General features: G+C 32.1%; 18 protein-coding genes. 14 read left to right on the forward strand and 4 right to left on the reverse strand.

Features of this window, described 5'->3' with window-relative positions; genetic code table 11:
- The first annotated feature begins 16 nt into the window (after positions 1–16).
- From J5E45_RS07655 to J5E45_RS07675, 5 genes are all read left to right on the forward strand, one after another.
- Positions 17–1,006, forward strand: a complete 990-nt coding sequence (locus J5E45_RS07655; protein ID WP_208181966.1) for a D-cysteine desulfhydrase family protein — start codon at positions 17–19, stop codon at positions 1,004–1,006.
- Positions 1,007–1,142: 136 nt separating this feature from the next.
- Entirely contained in the window at positions 1,143–1,547 is a 405-nt protein-coding gene (locus J5E45_RS07660; RefSeq protein ID WP_039069284.1) for an acyl-CoA thioesterase, read from the forward strand.
- Between the two features lie 123 nt (positions 1,548–1,670).
- Complete coding sequence (locus tag J5E45_RS07665) at positions 1,671–2,000, forward strand: thioredoxin family protein (RefSeq protein WP_039069283.1); 330 nt, start codon at positions 1,671–1,673, stop codon at positions 1,998–2,000.
- 295 nt (positions 2,001–2,295) lie between these two features.
- Complete coding sequence (locus tag J5E45_RS07670; RefSeq protein ID WP_039069282.1) at positions 2,296–2,814, forward strand: GNAT family N-acetyltransferase; 519 nt, start codon at positions 2,296–2,298, stop codon at positions 2,812–2,814.
- A gap of 119 nt (positions 2,815–2,933) precedes the next feature.
- Positions 2,934–3,908 (forward strand): alpha/beta hydrolase fold domain-containing protein, encoded by a 975-nt coding sequence (locus J5E45_RS07675; protein ID WP_039069281.1) that lies wholly within the window; start codon positions 2,934–2,936, stop codon positions 3,906–3,908.
- Positions 3,909–4,089: 181 nt separating this feature from the next.
- On the opposite strand, the gene J5E45_RS07680 is transcribed toward J5E45_RS07675, so the two are convergent.
- On the reverse strand, positions 4,090–4,998 hold the full coding sequence (locus tag J5E45_RS07680; RefSeq protein ID WP_039069280.1) for a DMT family transporter: 909 nt from the start codon (positions 4,996–4,998) through the stop codon (positions 4,090–4,092).
- A gap of 103 nt (positions 4,999–5,101) precedes the next feature.
- Here J5E45_RS07680 and J5E45_RS07685 point away from each other — a divergent pair, with 103 nt between their 5' ends.
- The gene (locus J5E45_RS07685; RefSeq protein WP_039069279.1) at positions 5,102–5,983 is read left to right on the forward strand and encodes an AraC family transcriptional regulator; all 882 of its coding nucleotides are present in this window, start codon (positions 5,102–5,104) and stop codon (positions 5,981–5,983) included.
- Between the two features lie 129 nt (positions 5,984–6,112).
- Here the strand turns inward: J5E45_RS07685 and J5E45_RS07690 are convergent, their stop codons facing one another.
- Complete coding sequence (locus J5E45_RS07690) at positions 6,113–7,270, reverse strand: ArgE/DapE family deacylase (RefSeq protein WP_101050018.1); 1,158 nt, start codon at positions 7,268–7,270, stop codon at positions 6,113–6,115.
- A gap of 179 nt (positions 7,271–7,449) precedes the next feature.
- Positions 7,450–7,767: a hypothetical protein gene (locus tag J5E45_RS07695; protein WP_039069277.1), complete on the reverse strand. Its 318-nt coding sequence runs from the start codon at positions 7,765–7,767 to the stop codon at positions 7,450–7,452.
- Positions 7,768–8,185: 418 nt separating this feature from the next.
- Between J5E45_RS07695 and pgsB the strand changes: the two genes are divergently transcribed.
- From pgsB to J5E45_RS07720, 5 genes are read left to right on the forward strand one after another with little or no spacing between them, the layout of a single operon-like run.
- Positions 8,186–9,343, forward strand: coding sequence for a poly-gamma-glutamate synthase PgsB (gene pgsB / locus J5E45_RS07700; protein WP_039069276.1), 1,158 nt, complete (start codon positions 8,186–8,188; stop codon positions 9,341–9,343).
- 1 nt (position 9,344) lies between these two features.
- Positions 9,345–9,797 (forward strand): poly-gamma-glutamate biosynthesis protein PgsC, encoded by a 453-nt coding sequence (gene pgsC, locus J5E45_RS07705; RefSeq protein ID WP_039069274.1) that lies wholly within the window; start codon positions 9,345–9,347, stop codon positions 9,795–9,797.
- Between the two features lie 14 nt (positions 9,798–9,811).
- On the forward strand, positions 9,812–10,882 hold the full coding sequence (locus J5E45_RS07710) for a CapA family protein (RefSeq protein ID WP_039069273.1): 1,071 nt from the start codon (positions 9,812–9,814) through the stop codon (positions 10,880–10,882).
- Positions 10,872–11,030, forward strand: coding sequence for a hypothetical protein (locus J5E45_RS07715; RefSeq protein WP_172643904.1), 159 nt, complete (start codon positions 10,872–10,874; stop codon positions 11,028–11,030). Before J5E45_RS07710 ends, J5E45_RS07715 begins: the two co-directional genes overlap by 11 nt.
- A 2-nt stretch (positions 11,031–11,032) precedes the next feature.
- The gene (locus tag J5E45_RS07720) at positions 11,033–12,625 is read left to right on the forward strand and encodes a gamma-glutamyltransferase (protein WP_039069272.1); all 1,593 of its coding nucleotides are present in this window, start codon (positions 11,033–11,035) and stop codon (positions 12,623–12,625) included.
- A gap of 111 nt (positions 12,626–12,736) precedes the next feature.
- On the opposite strand, the gene J5E45_RS07725 is transcribed toward J5E45_RS07720, so the two are convergent.
- Positions 12,737–14,074 carry an aspartate aminotransferase family protein gene (locus tag J5E45_RS07725; protein WP_101050014.1) on the reverse strand — a complete coding sequence of 446 codons (1,338 nt, stop codon included), beginning with the start codon at positions 14,072–14,074 and terminating at the stop codon, positions 12,737–12,739.
- Between the two features lie 450 nt (positions 14,075–14,524).
- Here J5E45_RS07725 and J5E45_RS07730 point away from each other — a divergent pair, with 450 nt between their 5' ends.
- The 3 genes from J5E45_RS07730 to tarL all read left to right on the forward strand — a co-directional run bounded on the left by J5E45_RS07730 (position 14,525) and on the right by tarL (position 18,025).
- Entirely contained in the window at positions 14,525–15,241 is a 717-nt protein-coding gene (locus tag J5E45_RS07730) for a D-ribitol-5-phosphate cytidylyltransferase (RefSeq protein WP_039069270.1), read from the forward strand.
- Complete coding sequence (locus tag J5E45_RS07735) at positions 15,234–16,262, forward strand: alcohol dehydrogenase catalytic domain-containing protein (RefSeq protein ID WP_039069269.1); 1,029 nt, start codon at positions 15,234–15,236, stop codon at positions 16,260–16,262. Before J5E45_RS07730 ends, J5E45_RS07735 begins: the two co-directional genes overlap by 8 nt.
- A gap of 74 nt (positions 16,263–16,336) precedes the next feature.
- Positions 16,337–18,025 carry a teichoic acid ribitol-phosphate polymerase TarL gene (tarL, locus tag J5E45_RS07740; RefSeq protein ID WP_208181968.1) on the forward strand — a complete coding sequence of 563 codons (1,689 nt, stop codon included), beginning with the start codon at positions 16,337–16,339 and terminating at the stop codon, positions 18,023–18,025.
- Positions 18,026–18,053: the final 28 nt, after the last annotated feature.

The raw sequence follows: 18,053 nt of genomic DNA on the forward strand, positions 1-18,053 counted from the left end.
TAAGGAGGAAAGAAAAATGTTACAAAACAAATTAAACATAGCTAATTTAAACACACCAATTCATAAATTAGAACAGTTAAGTGCTGCTTTAAATAAAAACATTTATATTAAAAGAGATGACTATACTGGAACTGAAATTTCTGGTAATAAGGTGCGTAAATTAGAATACACATTGCAATATGTTTTGGATAATGGTTACGATACAGTGATTACAACAGGTGCCATAACATCTAACCATGCAAGAGCAACTGCTGCATTATGTGCGCAGCTCAATATAACATGTTATTTAGTACTTCGAGGTAACATGGCAGAGTTTGAAGGTAATTTATTTTTAGAGGCGATGTTGGGCGCCCATATCCACATTATTGAGCCATCAGTTTCAAGAGAAGAAACAATGGAACAATTACGAACTGAGCTAGAAAAACAAGGGAAACATCCATTTACCATACCGGTAGGTGCTTCCGATTGGATAGGCACGCACGGTTATATCAACGCCTTTGATGAGGTTGTTGAACAAGAATCAGATATGAACGTCCAATTTGATTCCATAAATTTAGCAGTTGGTTCAGGTGGCACTTATGCAGGTCTTTGGTATGGTAATATAAGTCACGATTTAAATAAAAATATCATAGGTTTCGCAGTCGATCAAAGTACCGATGCATTTAAAACAAAAATCATCGAAATATTAAATCATTTAGATGATAATATAGCATCATACGAAACACTATTTATTAATGATGATTATATTGGTCTAGGTTATGGACAAGCCACAGATGAAGAATTGCAATTTTATATTGATATTGCCCAACAAGAAGGTATTATTTTAGATCCGACGTACACTGGAAAAGCTTTTAGAGGCTTAGTAGAAGAAATTAAAGCTGGTAATTACGACGATCAAAATAATATTTTGTTTATTCACACAGGCGGGTTACAAGGTTACACACAAGAGACAAGAGCACGTATTCAACAGTTACTTCCAGAAATCACAGACGATAAAAAGCAGTAATATAAGCATCACTATTTTATTAATATATTAAGCTAGTGTATAATATTTGCATTTCATTTTGGTGCATTTTATTACTACTATACTTATAATATGAGATGTGGCACACAGTGTGAATATCTAAGGAGTGTAATGAAGCATGACCGTTAGAAAATTGGTATCAGAAAAAGCAATAGAAGTAAATGGTTACGATATAGATGCGATGGGTATCGTAAGTAACATAGTATATATCAGGTGGTTCGAAGACTTACGTACAGATTTTATAAATCAATACATGCCTTATTCTGAAATGATGAACCAACATATTTCGCCAATATTAATGAAAACAACGGCAGAATATAAAACCCCTATAACTATACATGATAAGCCTAAAGGTCGTTGCTACATTGTAAAAGCAAGCAAATTGCGTTGGGAATTCGAGTTCGAGATTGTGTCTGAAGGAAAAGTACATTGCTTAGGCTACCAAAACGGTACATTTTTTGATTTACAAAAACAAAAAGTGACAAAGTTACCTGAAGTCTTTCAAAATGTAGTTCAAGATTAATATTATTTTATCAATATATGTGAACGGGGTTACGTATGATACAGGTAAGCAAAAATTTAACATATGACATTTAAACACAGCATAATAATATTCAATATATAAAAATGAAGGTGGTGTTCAACCATGCAACAAATATTGGCAACGATAGATTCATTTCATGATTTTATAGCTCGTCATCCATTGGCTGTCATACACGTTATGAGAGATAATTGTAGTGTTTGTCATGCAGTATTACCTCAAATAGCGGACGTAGTGAAGGATTTTCCTAATGTTCCTTTGGGCATTGTTAATCAAAGTGAGTTAGAAGAGATAGCGGGTGAATTATCTATCTTTACTGTACCAGTAGATTTGATATATTTAGATGGGAAAGAAATGCATCGGCAAGGTCGTTTCATTGATATGCAACAATTTGAACACCAATTGAACTTAATGTATCAAAGTTTAGATAGTTAAAATTTGATAAGCGTTTTTCTATATTTAGTCATATCTAATTGGGTAAATACATTCTTTTTAATACAGATTTCTAGCGGTTTTAATATAGAATTAAAATCTATGAAGCAAAAATAATGAAGGAGGCTAGACATACTAATTGTCTTAGCCTCCTTCATTGTATTCACAGCTCCCTTTCTTTATATAGTTAAAAAAATAAATTGTCCATTATAAAAGAGTGGAAAATTTGATAAAAACTGTCATAATTATATTAAATAATGTATGATAAGAAAAATTCATAGTGCTAAGGGGGATGTTTATGCGAATTGAAAGAATTTGTCCAAATGAAGCGGAAGCGCTGTATGATTGTATGAGAACAATTGATCAAGAGTCCCAATATATGCTTTATTTGCCAGATGAAAGAAGTTTCGATAAAGAACGTTTTATTGATGACATACAGCGCAATTTTTATATAGGGGTAAAGTCGGAAAATAATCAAATTTTAGGTTATTTATCAGTACATATTAGTACATTAGCTAAAGTGAGACATATTGGCTATATAATTACTGGATTAGTTAATGATTTACAACAACAAGGTTTAGCGACGCAAATGTTTGATGAAACTTTTAAATGGGCTAAGCGAAAAGGTCTTAGAAGATTGGAATTAACAGTTATTACTATCAATAAACCTGCTGTAAATTTTTATGAAAAGATAGGTTTTAAAATCGAAGGAATTAAACATAGTTCTGTTTATATGGATGGTCATTATTTTGATGAATTGTATATGTCTATGATGTTGGATGAAGTCTATGAAGCTGAGACTGAAAATATATTGTAAGTCTGATTATTAATTTTTAAAAATATCATAGTTAGCTAATGATATAGTTCCTTTTGTTAAAATTATTACTGGGTTTGTTATAAAATATATGTAATAGTAATAGGCAAGGAGGAAAAATTGTGATTAAAAAAATAGCTGCACTATCAAGTGTGACAATTGCCGCTTCATATCTATACGTAAAAGTAAGAGAAAAACGAAGTTATAAAAGTTTTTTACATGAATTAATGTTAAGAATCACTAATGCGAAAAGTCCATTTGAAAATGTTGAAAATGCACAAAAAAGTTTAGATGCTGTAAAAGAACAAACAAATGGGCTATATGATGGCACAGACTACCATTTTAAACATAAGATACAAGCGACAACAGTCCAGCAGTCTACAGTTTATACGGTAAATGCTCAAATCGATAGACAACAACAAGTCGTATTATATATCCATGGTGGTGCTTGGTTCCAAGATCCATTGAAATATCATTTTGATTATATCGATACGCTTGCAAGTGAATTGAGCGCTAAAATTGTTTTACCTATTTACCCAAAAGTGCCACATGCTACTTATAAAGAGACATTTACATTATTGAAAGAAATATATGAAAACATTGTGAGAGAGGTAGAAGACCCTCATCAAATTATAGTAATGGGAGATTCAGCTGGTGGACAAATTGCTTTATCATTTGCGCAATATATTAAAATGCAAGAACTACCTCAACCAAGTAATATTATTATGATATCACCTGTACTTGATGGAACATTATCTAACCCTGAGTCTGTAGTTTATGAGAAAAACGATCCGATGTTAGCTAGAGAAGGGAGTAAGTTTTTCTTAGAATTATGGTCTGGAGACTTACCATTAACAGATTGGCGTATTTCTCCTATGTTTGGAGATTTAGAAGGACTTGGACATATTACATTAGTCATTGGCACTAAGGAAACGTTATACCCAGATGCACTTAAACTCTCGAATATGTTGAATAAACAAAATATAGCACATGATTTTATACCTGGGTATAATTTGTTCCATATTTATCCAGTGTTTCCAATTCCTGAAAGAGCACAAGTAATAACAAAATTAAAGCAGATTATTAAGAAATATTAGCACTATAATTAATAGACGTATTTTAATTTAATAAGAGCGTGATAAAGCTTGAAAGCTCTAAAATGTGTATAAAATATAATAAAGAAGTGAGCTAACAGTCTAATACTTCATTTAGACAAGTTAACTCACTTCTTTTTAATTGATTATTAGAATAAATCATATAGTTAATAATATATTAATTTTAGTTGGCATGATCTTTTTTTAAAGAAAGCATTAAGATTAATAAAATAATTAATACAATGCCTACCAATTGGAAAGGGAGGAACGTTACTTTTAACCAAAATGCGCTAGCTACGATAGCCATTACTGGTTCTATCGTACCGAACAAAGTGGTTTCCTTTGCTGATAAATACTGCAAACTTTTTATAAAGAAAAAGAAAGCAATTGCAGTACCTCCTATAATACCAAAAGACAAGTAACTAAGTGTACTGAAAGTTATTTGTGAAATATCAAATTGCCATAATGGTGCTTTGAAATTCATTAATATTCCTGAAATCAACATCGCCCATCCTACCACTAATATTGAGGAAAAATTAACTAATAACTTAGTTGCGTATATTGTGTAAAAGGCAAGTGCGAGTCCAGAAATAACGCCCCAAGTGATGCTTGAAGTTGGTACTACAAGACGATCTAAGGAACCATTTGTTAAGAGCAGAAATGTACCCGTAAGTGTTAGTGTAATAGCTAACACATCAAAAAACTTAAAAGTTGCTTTGCGACGCGCGACATACCAAAAAATAATATAAACAGGCGCAATATATTGTAATAAAGTAGCTATTGCTGCATTGCCTTCATCGATTGACGCCATATAAGAGTATTGCACAAGTAACATGCCAAAAATCGAAAATATCAATAGCTGTAGCGTACTTGTAAATTTAGTGAAGATAATAAAAATAGAGCGATGGGGGTTTAAAATTTTAAAAATAATCATAAGTATTATACCACTAAGTATTAGTCTAGCAGTAACATACCAGTTAATATCAATATGCCTATATCTAAATAGATAATCGGATACCGTTCCTCCCAGTCCCCAAAAAGAAGCTCCTACAATTGCTAAAATAATGCCTATCATACGTTTTTGTATTTTCATTTTATCACCTAATAATTATTAATATATTAAACTATAAACGAAATCAATTTGCTATAATACATTAAAATGAATTAAAAGTATTAATATATTGAGGTGATGTTATATGGATAATGAAATAATTATAGGAAATAATAGAGAAGAATATATACAATACCCAGATTATCAATGGAAGCATGTCATTCTCCACACAACTTTAAGTCAAACATTATTAGGTCATATACCTTTACATTGGCATCATGCTCTACAATTTGTCTATGTTATTAATGGAAAAATAAAAGTGAACATTGGGGATAATATTATAGTATTGAAGGAGAGAGATGGTATATTTATAAACGCTGATACTGTCCATGATATACACGATATGGCTCAAAGTAGTAACTTTTATTGTTGGAATATTGAGCAACCTGATGTTACTAATTTTATTGAATATAAGTATGTAAATTATATTATTGAGTTAACCAAGCAAGTTCCGTATATTTATTTGTCATATAGTCATAAGCAACAACGAGAACTTTTAAAAATAATAGAATATACAGGTACAATTTATGAAAAGCATGAAAACTTATATCAACTTGAAGTTACGATACAATTTTATAACGCGATTAAATGGTTATTACACCACATGTCGGCATATATAGATGATTTAACGTACAATTTTGATAACCGTGTTAAACAAATCATTGAATATATACATGAGCATTACTCAAACAAAATAACGTTACAACAACTCAGCGATGTGGTCCATATGAGTGAAGCGGAAACGATAAAGTTATTTAAAAGGGCAACTAAACAAACGCCATTTGAATATATACAAAAAACGAGACTTGAGGCTAGCATCTATAAGTTAAACGATAAAGCAAAATACACTATCACTGACATTGCCATGCGCTGTGGTTTTTCTACCACGAGTTATTTTATAAAATTATTTAAGAATACCTATGGCATGACTCCAAAACAATATCAAAAGTTTCAATTACAATCATAGGACAAAGCAACATAAATAAGGGCGAGATAGAAATCAATAGTTGAATTCTATCTCACCCTTATTATCCGTATTAATGTTAATTTTCTAGTATATAAATAGTCATATCGTGACCAGTAGCACAAATAATTTTTATTTTAGATTTTTTAAGTAGGTAGGGAAAAATTCTGTGTATAAATCAATGAATGTGAGGTAGCTATTTTTCTCAACATATTCATCTACTTGATGTGCCTGACTTACTAAACCTGGACCATACATGATAAATGAAAAATCTTCATCTTTATCAACTAATAAGTCAGAAGCATCTGTAACTCCTGGTGATGCTTCTGAAGGTAAGTCTGTATTTAAATATTTCAAACCTAAATCGTGAGCTAGTGTTATCAAGCTATTTTTACCTGTTGTGTAAACAGGAGGTCTAGACATATACGTATCAATTTCTATGTCTGTATTATCGGTTTCAACTTGTTTTAAAATTTCATTAAAATAAGTTATGAATTGGTCATTGTCATGTTCTGGAATAGTGCGGATATTGAACTCAGATTCAGCATGTTCAGGTATAGAGTTTACTTGATTGCCGCCATGAAAAATTGTAGCGTTCATAATTGGGTTACCTAGTAAATTATTATTTTTATCAAATTTAGAAAATCCTTCGTCAGCTTTATATACAAATTTAACTAAAGGTGAGATTGCATTAAATCCTAGTTGTGGCATAGAGCTGTGAGCAGCTTTCCCTCTTGAAATGACACGGATGTCCATAGAACCCTTATGCGCATAGATAATCCTATCTTGTGAGGGCTCTGCAATAACAAGTGCCTCTACATCTTTCATATATCCTTCTTGTTGGAATGTTTTAGCCCCTTCACCCACAATTTCTTCCCCTGCAGTTGCTAATAGTCTAATCCGTCCATATTCTAATAAGTTTTGATCATGGATATCAATCATGCTTAATACTAAAGCAGCTAATCCAGATTTCATATCGGCCGATCCGCGTCCATATAGTTTGCCATCTACTTCAGTCAATTTAAATGGATCATATGTCCATTTATTAATATCTCCCTCAGATACTACATCCATATGACCTGAAATACCTAAAACGGGCCCCTCTGTTCCAATTTCAGCAACTAAATTGGCTCTTGTATCACTGATTTTAATTATTTTTGAGTCAATACCATGTTGTGATAGTAAATCATTTAAATATTCGCAAACTTGGATTTCATGATCATTTACGGATTTAATTGTGACTAAATCCTCCAATATTTGAATCTTTTCACTTTCTGTAAATTTACTCATAAATAAAAACCCCTTTTCAATAAATATAAAATTCAGACAATTTAAGTATAGCTAATAAAATTGAAGAATTGTAATTAAAAGGGCTAGATAAAATGTAAAGAAAATTTGAAGGATAAGCATTTGTTGCATAATTAATAGGGAAATAGAGCCATTAATTATAAAAAATCATACATGGTTCTTTATAAACCTTGTTCTAAAGACCATGTATGATGCTGATTATCTTTTAATGAAGATACATTATTTAATTTATAATTATTACTAGATTGTGAACCTTGAGGTATGTCACTAGATTCAGTAGTTTTTAATTCAGAAGATTGGGAACTGTTGTTGATATAGTCTACATTTTCAATGTTCTTAGTATTATCAGAATCTAATACGGCGCCTCTCATATCATTACCTTGAAAACTCCCTACTAAAAGCATAACCAGATAAGCACAGCAAATAATTGCTACAACAGCAAGATATATTGAAACCACCAATTTAACTGACTTACTCATAAACTACCTCCTAAAATTTGTATCCGTTGTCCCTTACACATATAAGATAACATTTAAATTTTAATGCCATGTAAAATTGAGGTAAATAATATATTTATTTATTTTAGGAAAAAGTTCTTAGGTAATTAAAAAATATTAAAATTCTTCTTATAAAAACAAAACATATATAAAGTCTAACCAATTACTTTCACATAAGGGTTTTTGAATATATTTAATTTTTTTACAGATGAATTGTAAACATAGATTTACAAATTATTAATAGATAATTCAAACTGTTTAAACTAAATCAATAACTACATGATAGCATGTCATTATCAAAAGATAGAGGTAGATAAGACATGTCATCTTAATAATATTGATATTCTACGCTATTTTGAATACATAAAATTAAATAGGTTGTTGAAAAGAGGGATAAAATTTGCTACTAATCATAATTTGTATCGGGGTTATTCTTTGGTTAGGTATTGTTGAAAAGAAAAGGCATTCTAACAGATTAGAGAAGATTCCTGTACGTATCAATATAAATGGTATTAGAGGTAAATCTACTATAACTAGATTGATTTACAGTACTTTACGTGAGGACAACTATCGGGTTATTGGCAAAACCACGGGTACTGACGCGCGTATGATGTATTGGTTTACACCTAGAGAGTATCCAGTTTATAGAAAACCACAAGGAGCAAATATAGGAGAGCAACGCGATATTATTAGGAAAGTTGTGAAACAAAAAGCCAACGCTTTAGTTAATGAATGTATGGCTGTGAATCCCGATTATCAAATTACTTTCCAAAAAGAACTAGTTAAAGCCAATATAGGTGTTATCGTGAACGTAATGGAAGATCATATGGATGTTCTTGGGCCAACGTTAGACGAAGTGGCGGAAGCTTTTACAGCAACTATTCCTTATAGAGGGCACCTCGTTGTTATGAAAGATGACTATACAGATTTTTTTGCTAAAGTTGCAAAAAAGCGTAAGACGAAACTTATCGTTGTAGATAAAGAAGAAGTGCCAGAATCGTACTTAAGAAAATTTGGTTATATTGTGTTCCCTGATAATGTAGCCATTGCAATGGGTGTTGCAGAAGCACTTGGTATCGATAGAGAAATCGCATTAAAAGGTATGTTAAATGCCCCACCAGATGTTGGTGCGGTTGAAGTTAAATACTTTGATGCTAATCATTCAACTAATGTTTATGTCAATGCATTCGCTGCTAACGAACCAAAATCAACTAAGGCAATATTAAATAAAGTCGAAAGCTATAACTATCCATATAAGAAAATTGTCATTATCTTGAATTGCCGTTCTGATAGGGTCGATAGGACAAGACAGTTTGCAGAGGATTTCATTACTGAAGTTGATTTTGATACGTTGATTTGTACTGGTAAGAGTACTCAAATGGTTACTGAAGTAATGAAAGGTCAACCCGATAAAAAGTACTTAAATTTTGAAGGTAGAGATATTAAAGAAATAGAGCAAGCGTTATACCAAGAGTCTCAAAACGCATTGATATTTTGTGTTGGTAATATCCATGGACCAGGTAAACAAATAGCGCAGTATATAGAAGGGATCAAATAATATGATAGGTTCAGAGTTATATTTTTCATTATTTGTGGGCATTGTATTAAGCTTAATTTTCGCTGAAAAGTTTGGTATTAGTCCAGCTGGGTTAGTAGTACCTGGGTATTTAGCTTTAATTTTTGATCAACCGATTATGCTATTATCCGTACTCATTATTAGCTGTATTACATACTTTATCGTGAACCATGGTGTAAGTCGGATTGTTATCTTATATGGCCGAAGAAAGTTTGCAGCCATGATCTTGACTGGAATGGTTTTAAAATTTATTTTTGATTTAATATATCCGTTGACGCCTTTTGAGATGGTCGAAATGTCAGGCATAGGAGTGGTTATACCAGGCATTATAGCAAACACGATCCAAAAGCAAGGTGTCATTATTACTTTATCAACTTGTATGCTTTTAACATGTATCACTTATGTCATTTTATTCTTTTATAGCTTTATCAATTAGTAAGGAGCATATATATGAAGAATTCTAAAAGATTTTCAATAGAAGAACGCATACTCAAGTGGACTAAACGGCATAAGAAAAGAAATACAATTTACACTAGCATTATTTTAATCATCGCTATTGTACTTTTAGTATTTGTCATGACATCACAAAAAATTGAACCTGTTAAAGCTATGGATAAAGGTCAAGGTGATATAAGAATGACATATTTAGGAAATGTCGAATTAAACAACCACATTAGAAAAAATAATATTAACGAAGCTTTTGGTGCGATTAAACCAATCTTAAAGGGGAGTGATTATTCTACTGCAAGTTTACAAGTATCGAAATTCTCAGATGATAGAAAAACAAATATTAATAAAAATTTAGAAAATATAATGTTTTTAAGAGATTTGAATATAAAAAGTTTAAATCTTATCAACCAAGTTACAGATAATGTGACTGCAAGAGATTTAATGAAATCGGTAGAAGCTCAGTCAGGCTATAATTATTTAACTGGAAATGGCTCCAACGCTATCAATAGTAAAACAGTTCAACAAACGGTAAAAGATAAAAAAATAGCTAATGTATCATTCACTGATGTTGAGTCAGACTATACAGATACATTAAAAAATACGACTTCAGTAAGTTTAGAACCAAATATTTACATCCCCTTAATCAAAAAGCTTAAAGAAAACAATGATTATGTAGTTGTTAACGTTGATTGGGGTATCACAGATGAACGATCGGTGACAACTCGGCAAAGAGAATACGCACATTCATTAGTTGATGCCGGTGCTGATGTGATAATTGGTCATAACTCGGTAGTACAAGAAATAGAAAAATATAAAGATACTAGTATTTTTTACAGTCTAGGTAATGTAACATCAGAAGATTTTTTATCAAAAAACAAACAAGGCTTAGCGGTACAACAGAATTGGAATGGTGGCCAGTCTCAGTTCACAGTGACACCAATTAAATCACAAGGTGGACAAATCACCAAATCCAATCCAAACAAAGTAGAAGAAATTAAATTACTTAATAATATTGAAGGTAAAGACATAAATTTCAAAAAAGAGAATGGAGGGTATGTTTATGAACATTAAAGAACATTGGGTAAGTATAACAGTTATTTCTGTGGTATTGATTGTTTTACTATTAATAGTTTTCGCGAGAGCGAACGAAGGATTAGATCAATATGAACAAAATGAACTGAAAACTTCTCATCACCAATATCTTTCTAAAGGAGCTTAAGTATGAGTATTTATAATAAAAAAACGCTCATCGTAATATTACTCCTTACGATCCTCATATCTTTTGGCTTTTTTATGATAACTAAAAAGGATAACTATAATAAAGATGAATTATATGAGAATAAAATAGCAGATCATGCCCAAGATCTTTCCGACAAAAATTACGGTGTTGCTTCAAACAATCCAATCGCAACGAAGGTTGGAGAAAAAATACTGAAAGACGGAGGTAACGCGATAGACGCATCTGTAGGTGTTTCTTACGCACTTGCAATAACAGAGCCTCATTCATCAGGATTAGGCGGTGGTGGTGCAATGTTAGCTTATGATGGACAAGAAAACGTTGCGCCCAAGCAATGGCAATACAAAGACATTTCATCTTTTGACTTTGAACAAAAAGACGAGATAGGTACACCTGGTTTTGTACGTGGCTTACACGATGCACATAATGAAGGGGGCAAAATGGAAGAGGAAAAAATATTAGACTACGTTATACCATTAGCTGAAGATGGTTTTGAAGTAGATTCAGAGCTAGAACGCAGTCTGAAACTTTATGGTTCAGATATTGAAAGAGATTCTCCTTTCTTTGATAGCGGTCAGACAAAAAGGGAAGGTGACGTCGTAAAACAACCAGCTTTAGCTAAAACAATTAAAGGTATTAGAGACCATGGTCCGGAATACTTTTATGAGAAAGTTGGTAAAAGTGTTTCTAAACAAGTAGATGAAGAAATTAGTGAAAAAGATTTCACTAGTTATAAAACAGAGAAAAAGGAACCAGTAAGCACGGATTACTTAAATAATAAAGTTTATTCTGCATCTAATCCATTAGGTGGCACGCTGATGCTTCAAGGTTTAGAAATTGATGAAGCAACTGGTAATGATACAACACCTGATAATCGATTAGATTATATTACAGGCATGTTAAAGTCTAGGGCGTTAATGTATAGAAATAGGGATATTATTAACGGTCAAGATGAAGACTACGATGAATACTTATCCCAAGAATATATATTAGGAAAATTGAATGAAGTTAATTTCAATAGTAATTTCAATACAAATAATGTGGACAATACGAGTACTACGCATTTTGTAGTCATAGATAAAGACGGTAAGTTAACAAGTACTACCAATACTTTAGCCAGTTTCTTTGGTTCCGGTAAATTTATGAAAGAGGGATTCTATATGAATAACTCATTAGACAACTTTTCATCAGATCCGGCAAGTCCAAACTATGGCGATAAACATAAAGAGCCAAGATCATTTACTGCACCAAGTATTGTTGTAGGCCCAGATTATTATATGGGGATAGGAACACCAGGTGGTAACAAGATACCAACTACACTAAACGAAGTATTAGTAGATTATTTAAGAGGCGATGGTACCCTACAAGAATCGATAGATAAACCACGTTTTTATAATGATGGTGGAGAAATTTTTTATGAAAATGCTACAAGTCAACAAGATATAGATATATTCAAAAGTTTAGGTTTTGAGATTGAAGAAAAACGTAATGATCCGAACTTTGGTAGTGTTCAAGCCGCACTTTATAATAAGAATGATAAAACTGTTGAAATTGGTCACGATGTCGGTAATAGGTAGTAATAAAGGGGTATGTAGAAATTCTATATAGAATCAATAACAAAAGAAAACGGATAGATATCAGTTAGAGATATCTACCCGTTTTTTTACTAAATATTTAAGCAATTTGTATTACCAACCTTGCCCCGCTATATCATAGTTATCTAATTTTCCTGTTTCAAAGTCTTGGATTGCAGCTTCTAACACATTTAATGCTGTATCTAACTGATCATAAGTTATGACTAAAGGCGGCTGGAAACGAAGTACATTACCAGCAACAGCGATGATAACGACTCCATTGTCATAACAGCAATTACAAATCTTTAAAGCTGCTTCAGGGTCGCGTACTTTTTTTATTTTATCTGACACAATATCGATGCCTATAGACAGACCTTTTCCTCTGACATTACCGACGGATTTATATTTTTCAGGCCATTGGTTTAGGCGTTTGCGAACGTAATGACCTTTATCAGTACTAGCTTGTAATAAGTTTTGATCTTCAATCATAGAAATTGTAGCTAACGCGGCTTCACAACTCACTGGATTGGCACCAGTAGTAAATAAATGAGCAGGAGCATCTAGATAGTCCATGATTTCTGAACGCCCAACGATAGCGGACATTGGTAGACCACCTGCTAGTGACTTACCAAATGTAATAAGGTCAGGTTCAATATTATAATGCGATACGGAACTCCAATATCCAGTTCTACCTAAACCTTGTTGTATATCGTCTACAGCTAATAATATACCGTGCGTCTGGCATAAATCTTGTAAAGCCTCAAAGTATCCATCTACGGGTTCAAGAAGACCGCCGTCTCCTTGGATAGTTTCAATCATAATACAGGCTACTTCGTCGGCCGGCACGTACTTTTCAAACATTTCTTTTAGAGGCGCAAGGTATTCTTCAATTGTATTTGGGTTTTGATGCTCAAACATACCTCGATAATTATCTGGAAAAGGAATGTGATAGAAACCCGGTAGCATTGGACCATAATGTTTACGCATATTTAAACTGATAGCGGACATAGAAAGTGATCCATATGTAGAACCATGATAAGCATTAATAAAACTAATAATATATGGTCTTCCTGTATAAGCACGAGCTAATTTGACGATACCATCATTTGCATCTGACCCTGAAAGTCCGAAAAGTACACGTTTTTCATATGAACCTGGCGCAATTTCACATATTTTTTTAGCTAATTTAACTAAAGGTTCATGATACATGTATGCAGGCGTGTAATGTATGAATTGATCAACTTGTGCTTTGATAGCATCAGTGACCTGTTTAGGCGCATGACCGACATTTTGAGAACTTGCACTAGATAGCAGGTCAATATAGGTTTTACCTTCAACGTCTACTAGCGTTGCGCCATAGCCGTGTGAAATAGCTAATGGATAATACTTAATTCTTCCTGGCTTGGCAAAGTATTTACTATCTTCATTAATAAGTTGTTCTGATTTGTTCATAATTAATCCGCCTCCCATAATATAACGTAATATGTATCGATATGTATAAAGTCATGATGAACTGTTACGTTAATAATAGCTAATATGTCGAATATACTAAGAAAATTTAGAATTGTAAATATATTCTGAAAGATTAAAGTTGAATAACGCCTTTTAAGTGTAAAATAACGCTTATATTAAACATATAACCCAATTTTAATTTGTTTTAACTAGAATTGGAAAACAATATATATTAAACGAGTTAATCTTATACAAATTAAAATTAAAAAACAGTTATAAGTAGAAATGAATGATGAAAATTGGTATATTGTGCTTAAGAAATAATATCTATATCTATATCATAAAAAGGTAAATCTTTAAACTATTTATCAAATTGGGAAAATTTAAATCTATTTAAAGTTAAAATTAAAAAGTAAATTATAAGATTTAAGATATATAGGAGGGAAATATATGATATATGCTGGTATATTAGCAGGCGGTATTGGTTCTAGAATGGGTAACGTACCACTGCCAAAACAATTTTTAGATCTAGATGGTAAACCTATATTAATTCATACAGTTGAAAAATTCTTGCTTACGAATGAATTTGATAAAATATTTATCGCGACGCCACAAAAGTGGATTTCGCATACAAAGGATACATTGCGTAAACATCAAATTAATGATGATAGAATTGAAGTGGTACAAGGTGGTTCAGATCGTAACGAAACAATTATGAATATTATAAATGAAGCTGAACAAACACATCCTATCACTGATAAAGATGTAATCGTTACACATGATGCGGTTAGACCGTTTTTAACGCATCGAATCATTAAAGAAAATATAGAAAGTGTATTAGCACATGGCGCTGTCGATACTGTAATACCTGCAACTGATACAATTATCACGTCGAATGATGGAGAACAAATACAGTCTATCCCAGTCAGAAGTGAAATGTACCAAGGACAAACACCGCAATCATTTAATGTGAATTTATTGAGAAATAGCTATAACGCATTATCTTTTGAAGATAAAGAAATAATGACAGATGCATGTAAAATTCTTGTGGTAGCTAATAAAAAAGTGAAATTAGTGATGGGAGAACTATACAACATTAAAATTACGACACCTTATGATCTTAAAGTAGCGAACTCTATCATCAAAGGTGGGATGTTGAGTGATTAACCAAGTTTATCAATTGGTAGCGCCTAGACAATTTGAAGTAACATACAATAATGAAAATATTAAAAGTGATAAAGTTGTTGTAAGACCATTATATTTATCAATTTGTGCGGCAGACCAAAGATATTATACGGGTAGTAGAAATGAACAGGTACTTAAGAAAAAATTACCGATGTCTCTAGTTCATGAAGGTGTTGGTGAAGTTGTTTATGATAACAAAGGTATATTTAAGACTGGTACAAGAGTTATTATGGTACCGAATACACCCGTAGAAACAGATGCGGTCATAGCAGAAAACTATTTACCTAGTAGTAAATTTAGATCTAGTGGATATGATGGTTTTATGCAAGATTATGTTTTTATGGATCATGATCGTGTCGTAGAAATCGACGAAAGTATAGAAGATTTAAGTACAATTGCATACTCTGAATTGGTAAGCGTGAGTTGGCATGCAATTCAAAGGTTTGAGCGTAAGTCAAATGCAAATAAAAATAGCTTTGGTATTTGGGGCGATGGCAATTTAGGGTATATTACTGCAATTTTATTAAATAAACTCTACCCTAATGCGGCAATTTATATCTTTGGAAAAACAGATTACAAATTAAGTCACTTTTCTTTCGCAGATGAAATATACCATATACATGAAGTGCCTGAAGGTGTTGCTTTTGATCATGCTTTTGAATGTGTAGGTGGGAAAGGCAGCCAATCAGCAGTAAACCAAATCATCGATTTGATTTCACCTGAAGGTACAGTTAGCTTACTGGGTGTAAGTGAATATCCTGTTGAAGTTAACACAAGATTAGTATTAGAAAAAGGTTTAACAATGTTTGGAAGTAGTAGAAGTGGCGCGCAAGATTTTAAGGATATTGCGAAATTCTATAAAGATCATCCAGATGTTGTGGAAAAACTAGCACTATTAAAAGGTAATGAATTTGATGTTAAGACTATTAATGACGCAGTCAATGCATTTGAAAAAGATTTATCTACTTCGTGGGGTAAGACTGTTATTAAATGGACGATGTAAACTTTTAAAAATAAGCAATCAGTAATAATATTTTAAAATGATATTATGAACAGGATAAAGAGAGGGTTTTTAAATTGAGTAAATCTAAAATAATAATTGATAATATTTATTGGGAACGTATTCAATTATTTATTTCAGGTCATGTTGAGGATATCGAATTGAACAAGAAGCGTTTTGTTCTTCGTAATTTAACTGAGACCAAAGAATTGAAAGCAAACGATGTGAAAATTAATGGCAATCAATTCGTAGCACGCTTTAATGTGGCTATATTGGATGATGGAAATTATCTACCTTCAGGTGAATATTTAATTGTTTATAAAGACGACTTTGATTATATAGCAAATATCAACCCATCGTTGCTAAATCCAAGTCAGTATACGTTAGAGGAAGAAGAGCTAGAACAATACCATGAGGAAGCTACTCAAAATGGTAAAAATAATTTGCTATTAGAACATTTTATGTACACATTTAAAAAAGGTGGAAGCTCTAATAAAACAGAGTATATTGTAAGGCCGATGATATCCAGTGAAGTTAATGAGTTCGTACTAGATATCTTGTTTAAAGCTCCAACACCTAAGTTAAATCCTCTTAAACAAAAGATTGCAGATTTGAAATTAAAGTATAATCGTTATTCGTATAATGTGCGTAATTTTGTCTTTCAATTGATATTTAACACGACAAAATTTTTCCATTTGAAAAAGGGGAATACCGTCCTGTTCACATCAGATTCAAGAGCTGAAATGTCAGGGAACTTTGAATATGTTTACAACGAGATGTTACGCCAAAATTTAGACGAAAAATATAAAATTCATGCATTGTTTAAATCTAATATTTCGGCACGTCGTAATTTTATCGATAAATTTAAATTTCCATATTTATTAGGCAAAGCAGATTATATATTTGTTGATGATTTTCATCCATTGCTCTATACAGTGAAGTTCAGAAAAAGTCAGGAAATTATTCAAGTATGGCATGCGGTTGGCGCTTTTAAAACAGTTGGTTATAGCCGAGCTGGAAAAAAAGGTGGTCCATTCTTTAATTCTGTAAACCATAGAAATTATACTAAGGCCTTTGTTTCTTCAGAAACAGATATTCCATTTTATGGTGAAGCCTTTGGTATTAAAGAACAAAATATAATTCCGACTGGTGTCCCTAGAACAGATATCTTATTTGACGAGGGATATGAACAACAAGTTACAGCCGAAATGGAGGCGGCACTACAAATCATTAAAGATAAGAAAGTGATATTATTTGCACCTACATTTAGAGGTAATGGACATCATACGGCACATTATCCATTCTTTAAAATTGATTTTGCTAGATTCGCACGATATTGTCGTGAAAATAATGCAGTAGTTTTATTTAAAATGCATCCATTTGTGAAGAATAGACTAAATATTCCTAGAGAATATGAGCAATACTTTGTGGATGTTTCTGATTTTAGAGAAGTTAATGATATTTTATTTGTTACAGATATTTTAATTAGTGATTATTCATCACTTGTTTATGAATTTGCGGTGTTTAAACGCCCGATGATTTTTTACGCATTTGACCTTGAGGATTATATTACATCACGTGATTTTTATGAGCCATATGAAACGTTTGTGCCAGGGAAAATTGTAGAGTCATTTAATGATTTAATCACAGCATTAGATAACGAAGATTTTGAAGTAGACAAAGTGGAACCATTCTTAAATAAACATTTTAAATATCAAGATGGTCGTTCGGCTGAACGTTTAGTAAGAAACGTATTTGGAAGCTAAGAAAAACTGAAAACAAAAATTATGATGA

It is taken from the genome of Staphylococcus shinii (assembly GCF_017583065.1).
Lineage (GTDB): Bacteria > Bacillota > Bacilli > Staphylococcales > Staphylococcaceae > Staphylococcus > Staphylococcus shinii.

What these genes read in the sequence shown, in the direction of transcription:
- J5E45_RS07655 (WP_208181966.1), top strand. Translation starts at nt 17, where the DNA reads ATGTTACAAAACAAATTAAACATAGCTAATTTAAACACACCAATTCAT.
- J5E45_RS07660 (WP_039069284.1), top strand. Translation starts at nt 1,143, where the DNA reads ATGACCGTTAGAAAATTGGTATCAGAAAAAGCAATAGAAGTAAATGGT.
- J5E45_RS07665 (WP_039069283.1), top strand. Translation starts at nt 1,671, where the DNA reads ATGCAACAAATATTGGCAACGATAGATTCATTTCATGATTTTATAGCT.
- J5E45_RS07670 (WP_039069282.1), top strand. Translation starts at nt 2,296, where the DNA reads ATGCGAATTGAAAGAATTTGTCCAAATGAAGCGGAAGCGCTGTATGAT.
- J5E45_RS07680 (WP_039069280.1), bottom strand. Translation starts at nt 4,998, where the DNA reads ATGAAAATACAAAAACGTATGATAGGCATTATTTTAGCAATTGTAGGA.
- J5E45_RS07685 (WP_039069279.1), top strand. Translation starts at nt 5,102, where the DNA reads ATGGATAATGAAATAATTATAGGAAATAATAGAGAAGAATATATACAA.
- J5E45_RS07690 (WP_101050018.1), bottom strand. Translation starts at nt 7,270, where the DNA reads ATGAGTAAATTTACAGAAAGTGAAAAGATTCAAATATTGGAGGATTTA.
- J5E45_RS07695 (WP_039069277.1), bottom strand. Translation starts at nt 7,767, where the DNA reads ATGAGTAAGTCAGTTAAATTGGTGGTTTCAATATATCTTGCTGTTGTA.
- pgsC (WP_039069274.1), top strand. Translation starts at nt 9,345, where the DNA reads ATGATAGGTTCAGAGTTATATTTTTCATTATTTGTGGGCATTGTATTA.
- J5E45_RS07710 (WP_039069273.1), top strand. Translation starts at nt 9,812, where the DNA reads ATGAAGAATTCTAAAAGATTTTCAATAGAAGAACGCATACTCAAGTGG.
- J5E45_RS07715 (WP_172643904.1), top strand. Translation starts at nt 10,872, where the DNA reads ATGAACATTAAAGAACATTGGGTAAGTATAACAGTTATTTCTGTGGTA.
- J5E45_RS07720 (WP_039069272.1), top strand. Translation starts at nt 11,033, where the DNA reads ATGAGTATTTATAATAAAAAAACGCTCATCGTAATATTACTCCTTACG.
- J5E45_RS07725 (WP_101050014.1), bottom strand. Translation starts at nt 14,074, where the DNA reads ATGAACAAATCAGAACAACTTATTAATGAAGATAGTAAATACTTTGCC.
- J5E45_RS07730 (WP_039069270.1), top strand. Translation starts at nt 14,525, where the DNA reads ATGATATATGCTGGTATATTAGCAGGCGGTATTGGTTCTAGAATGGGT.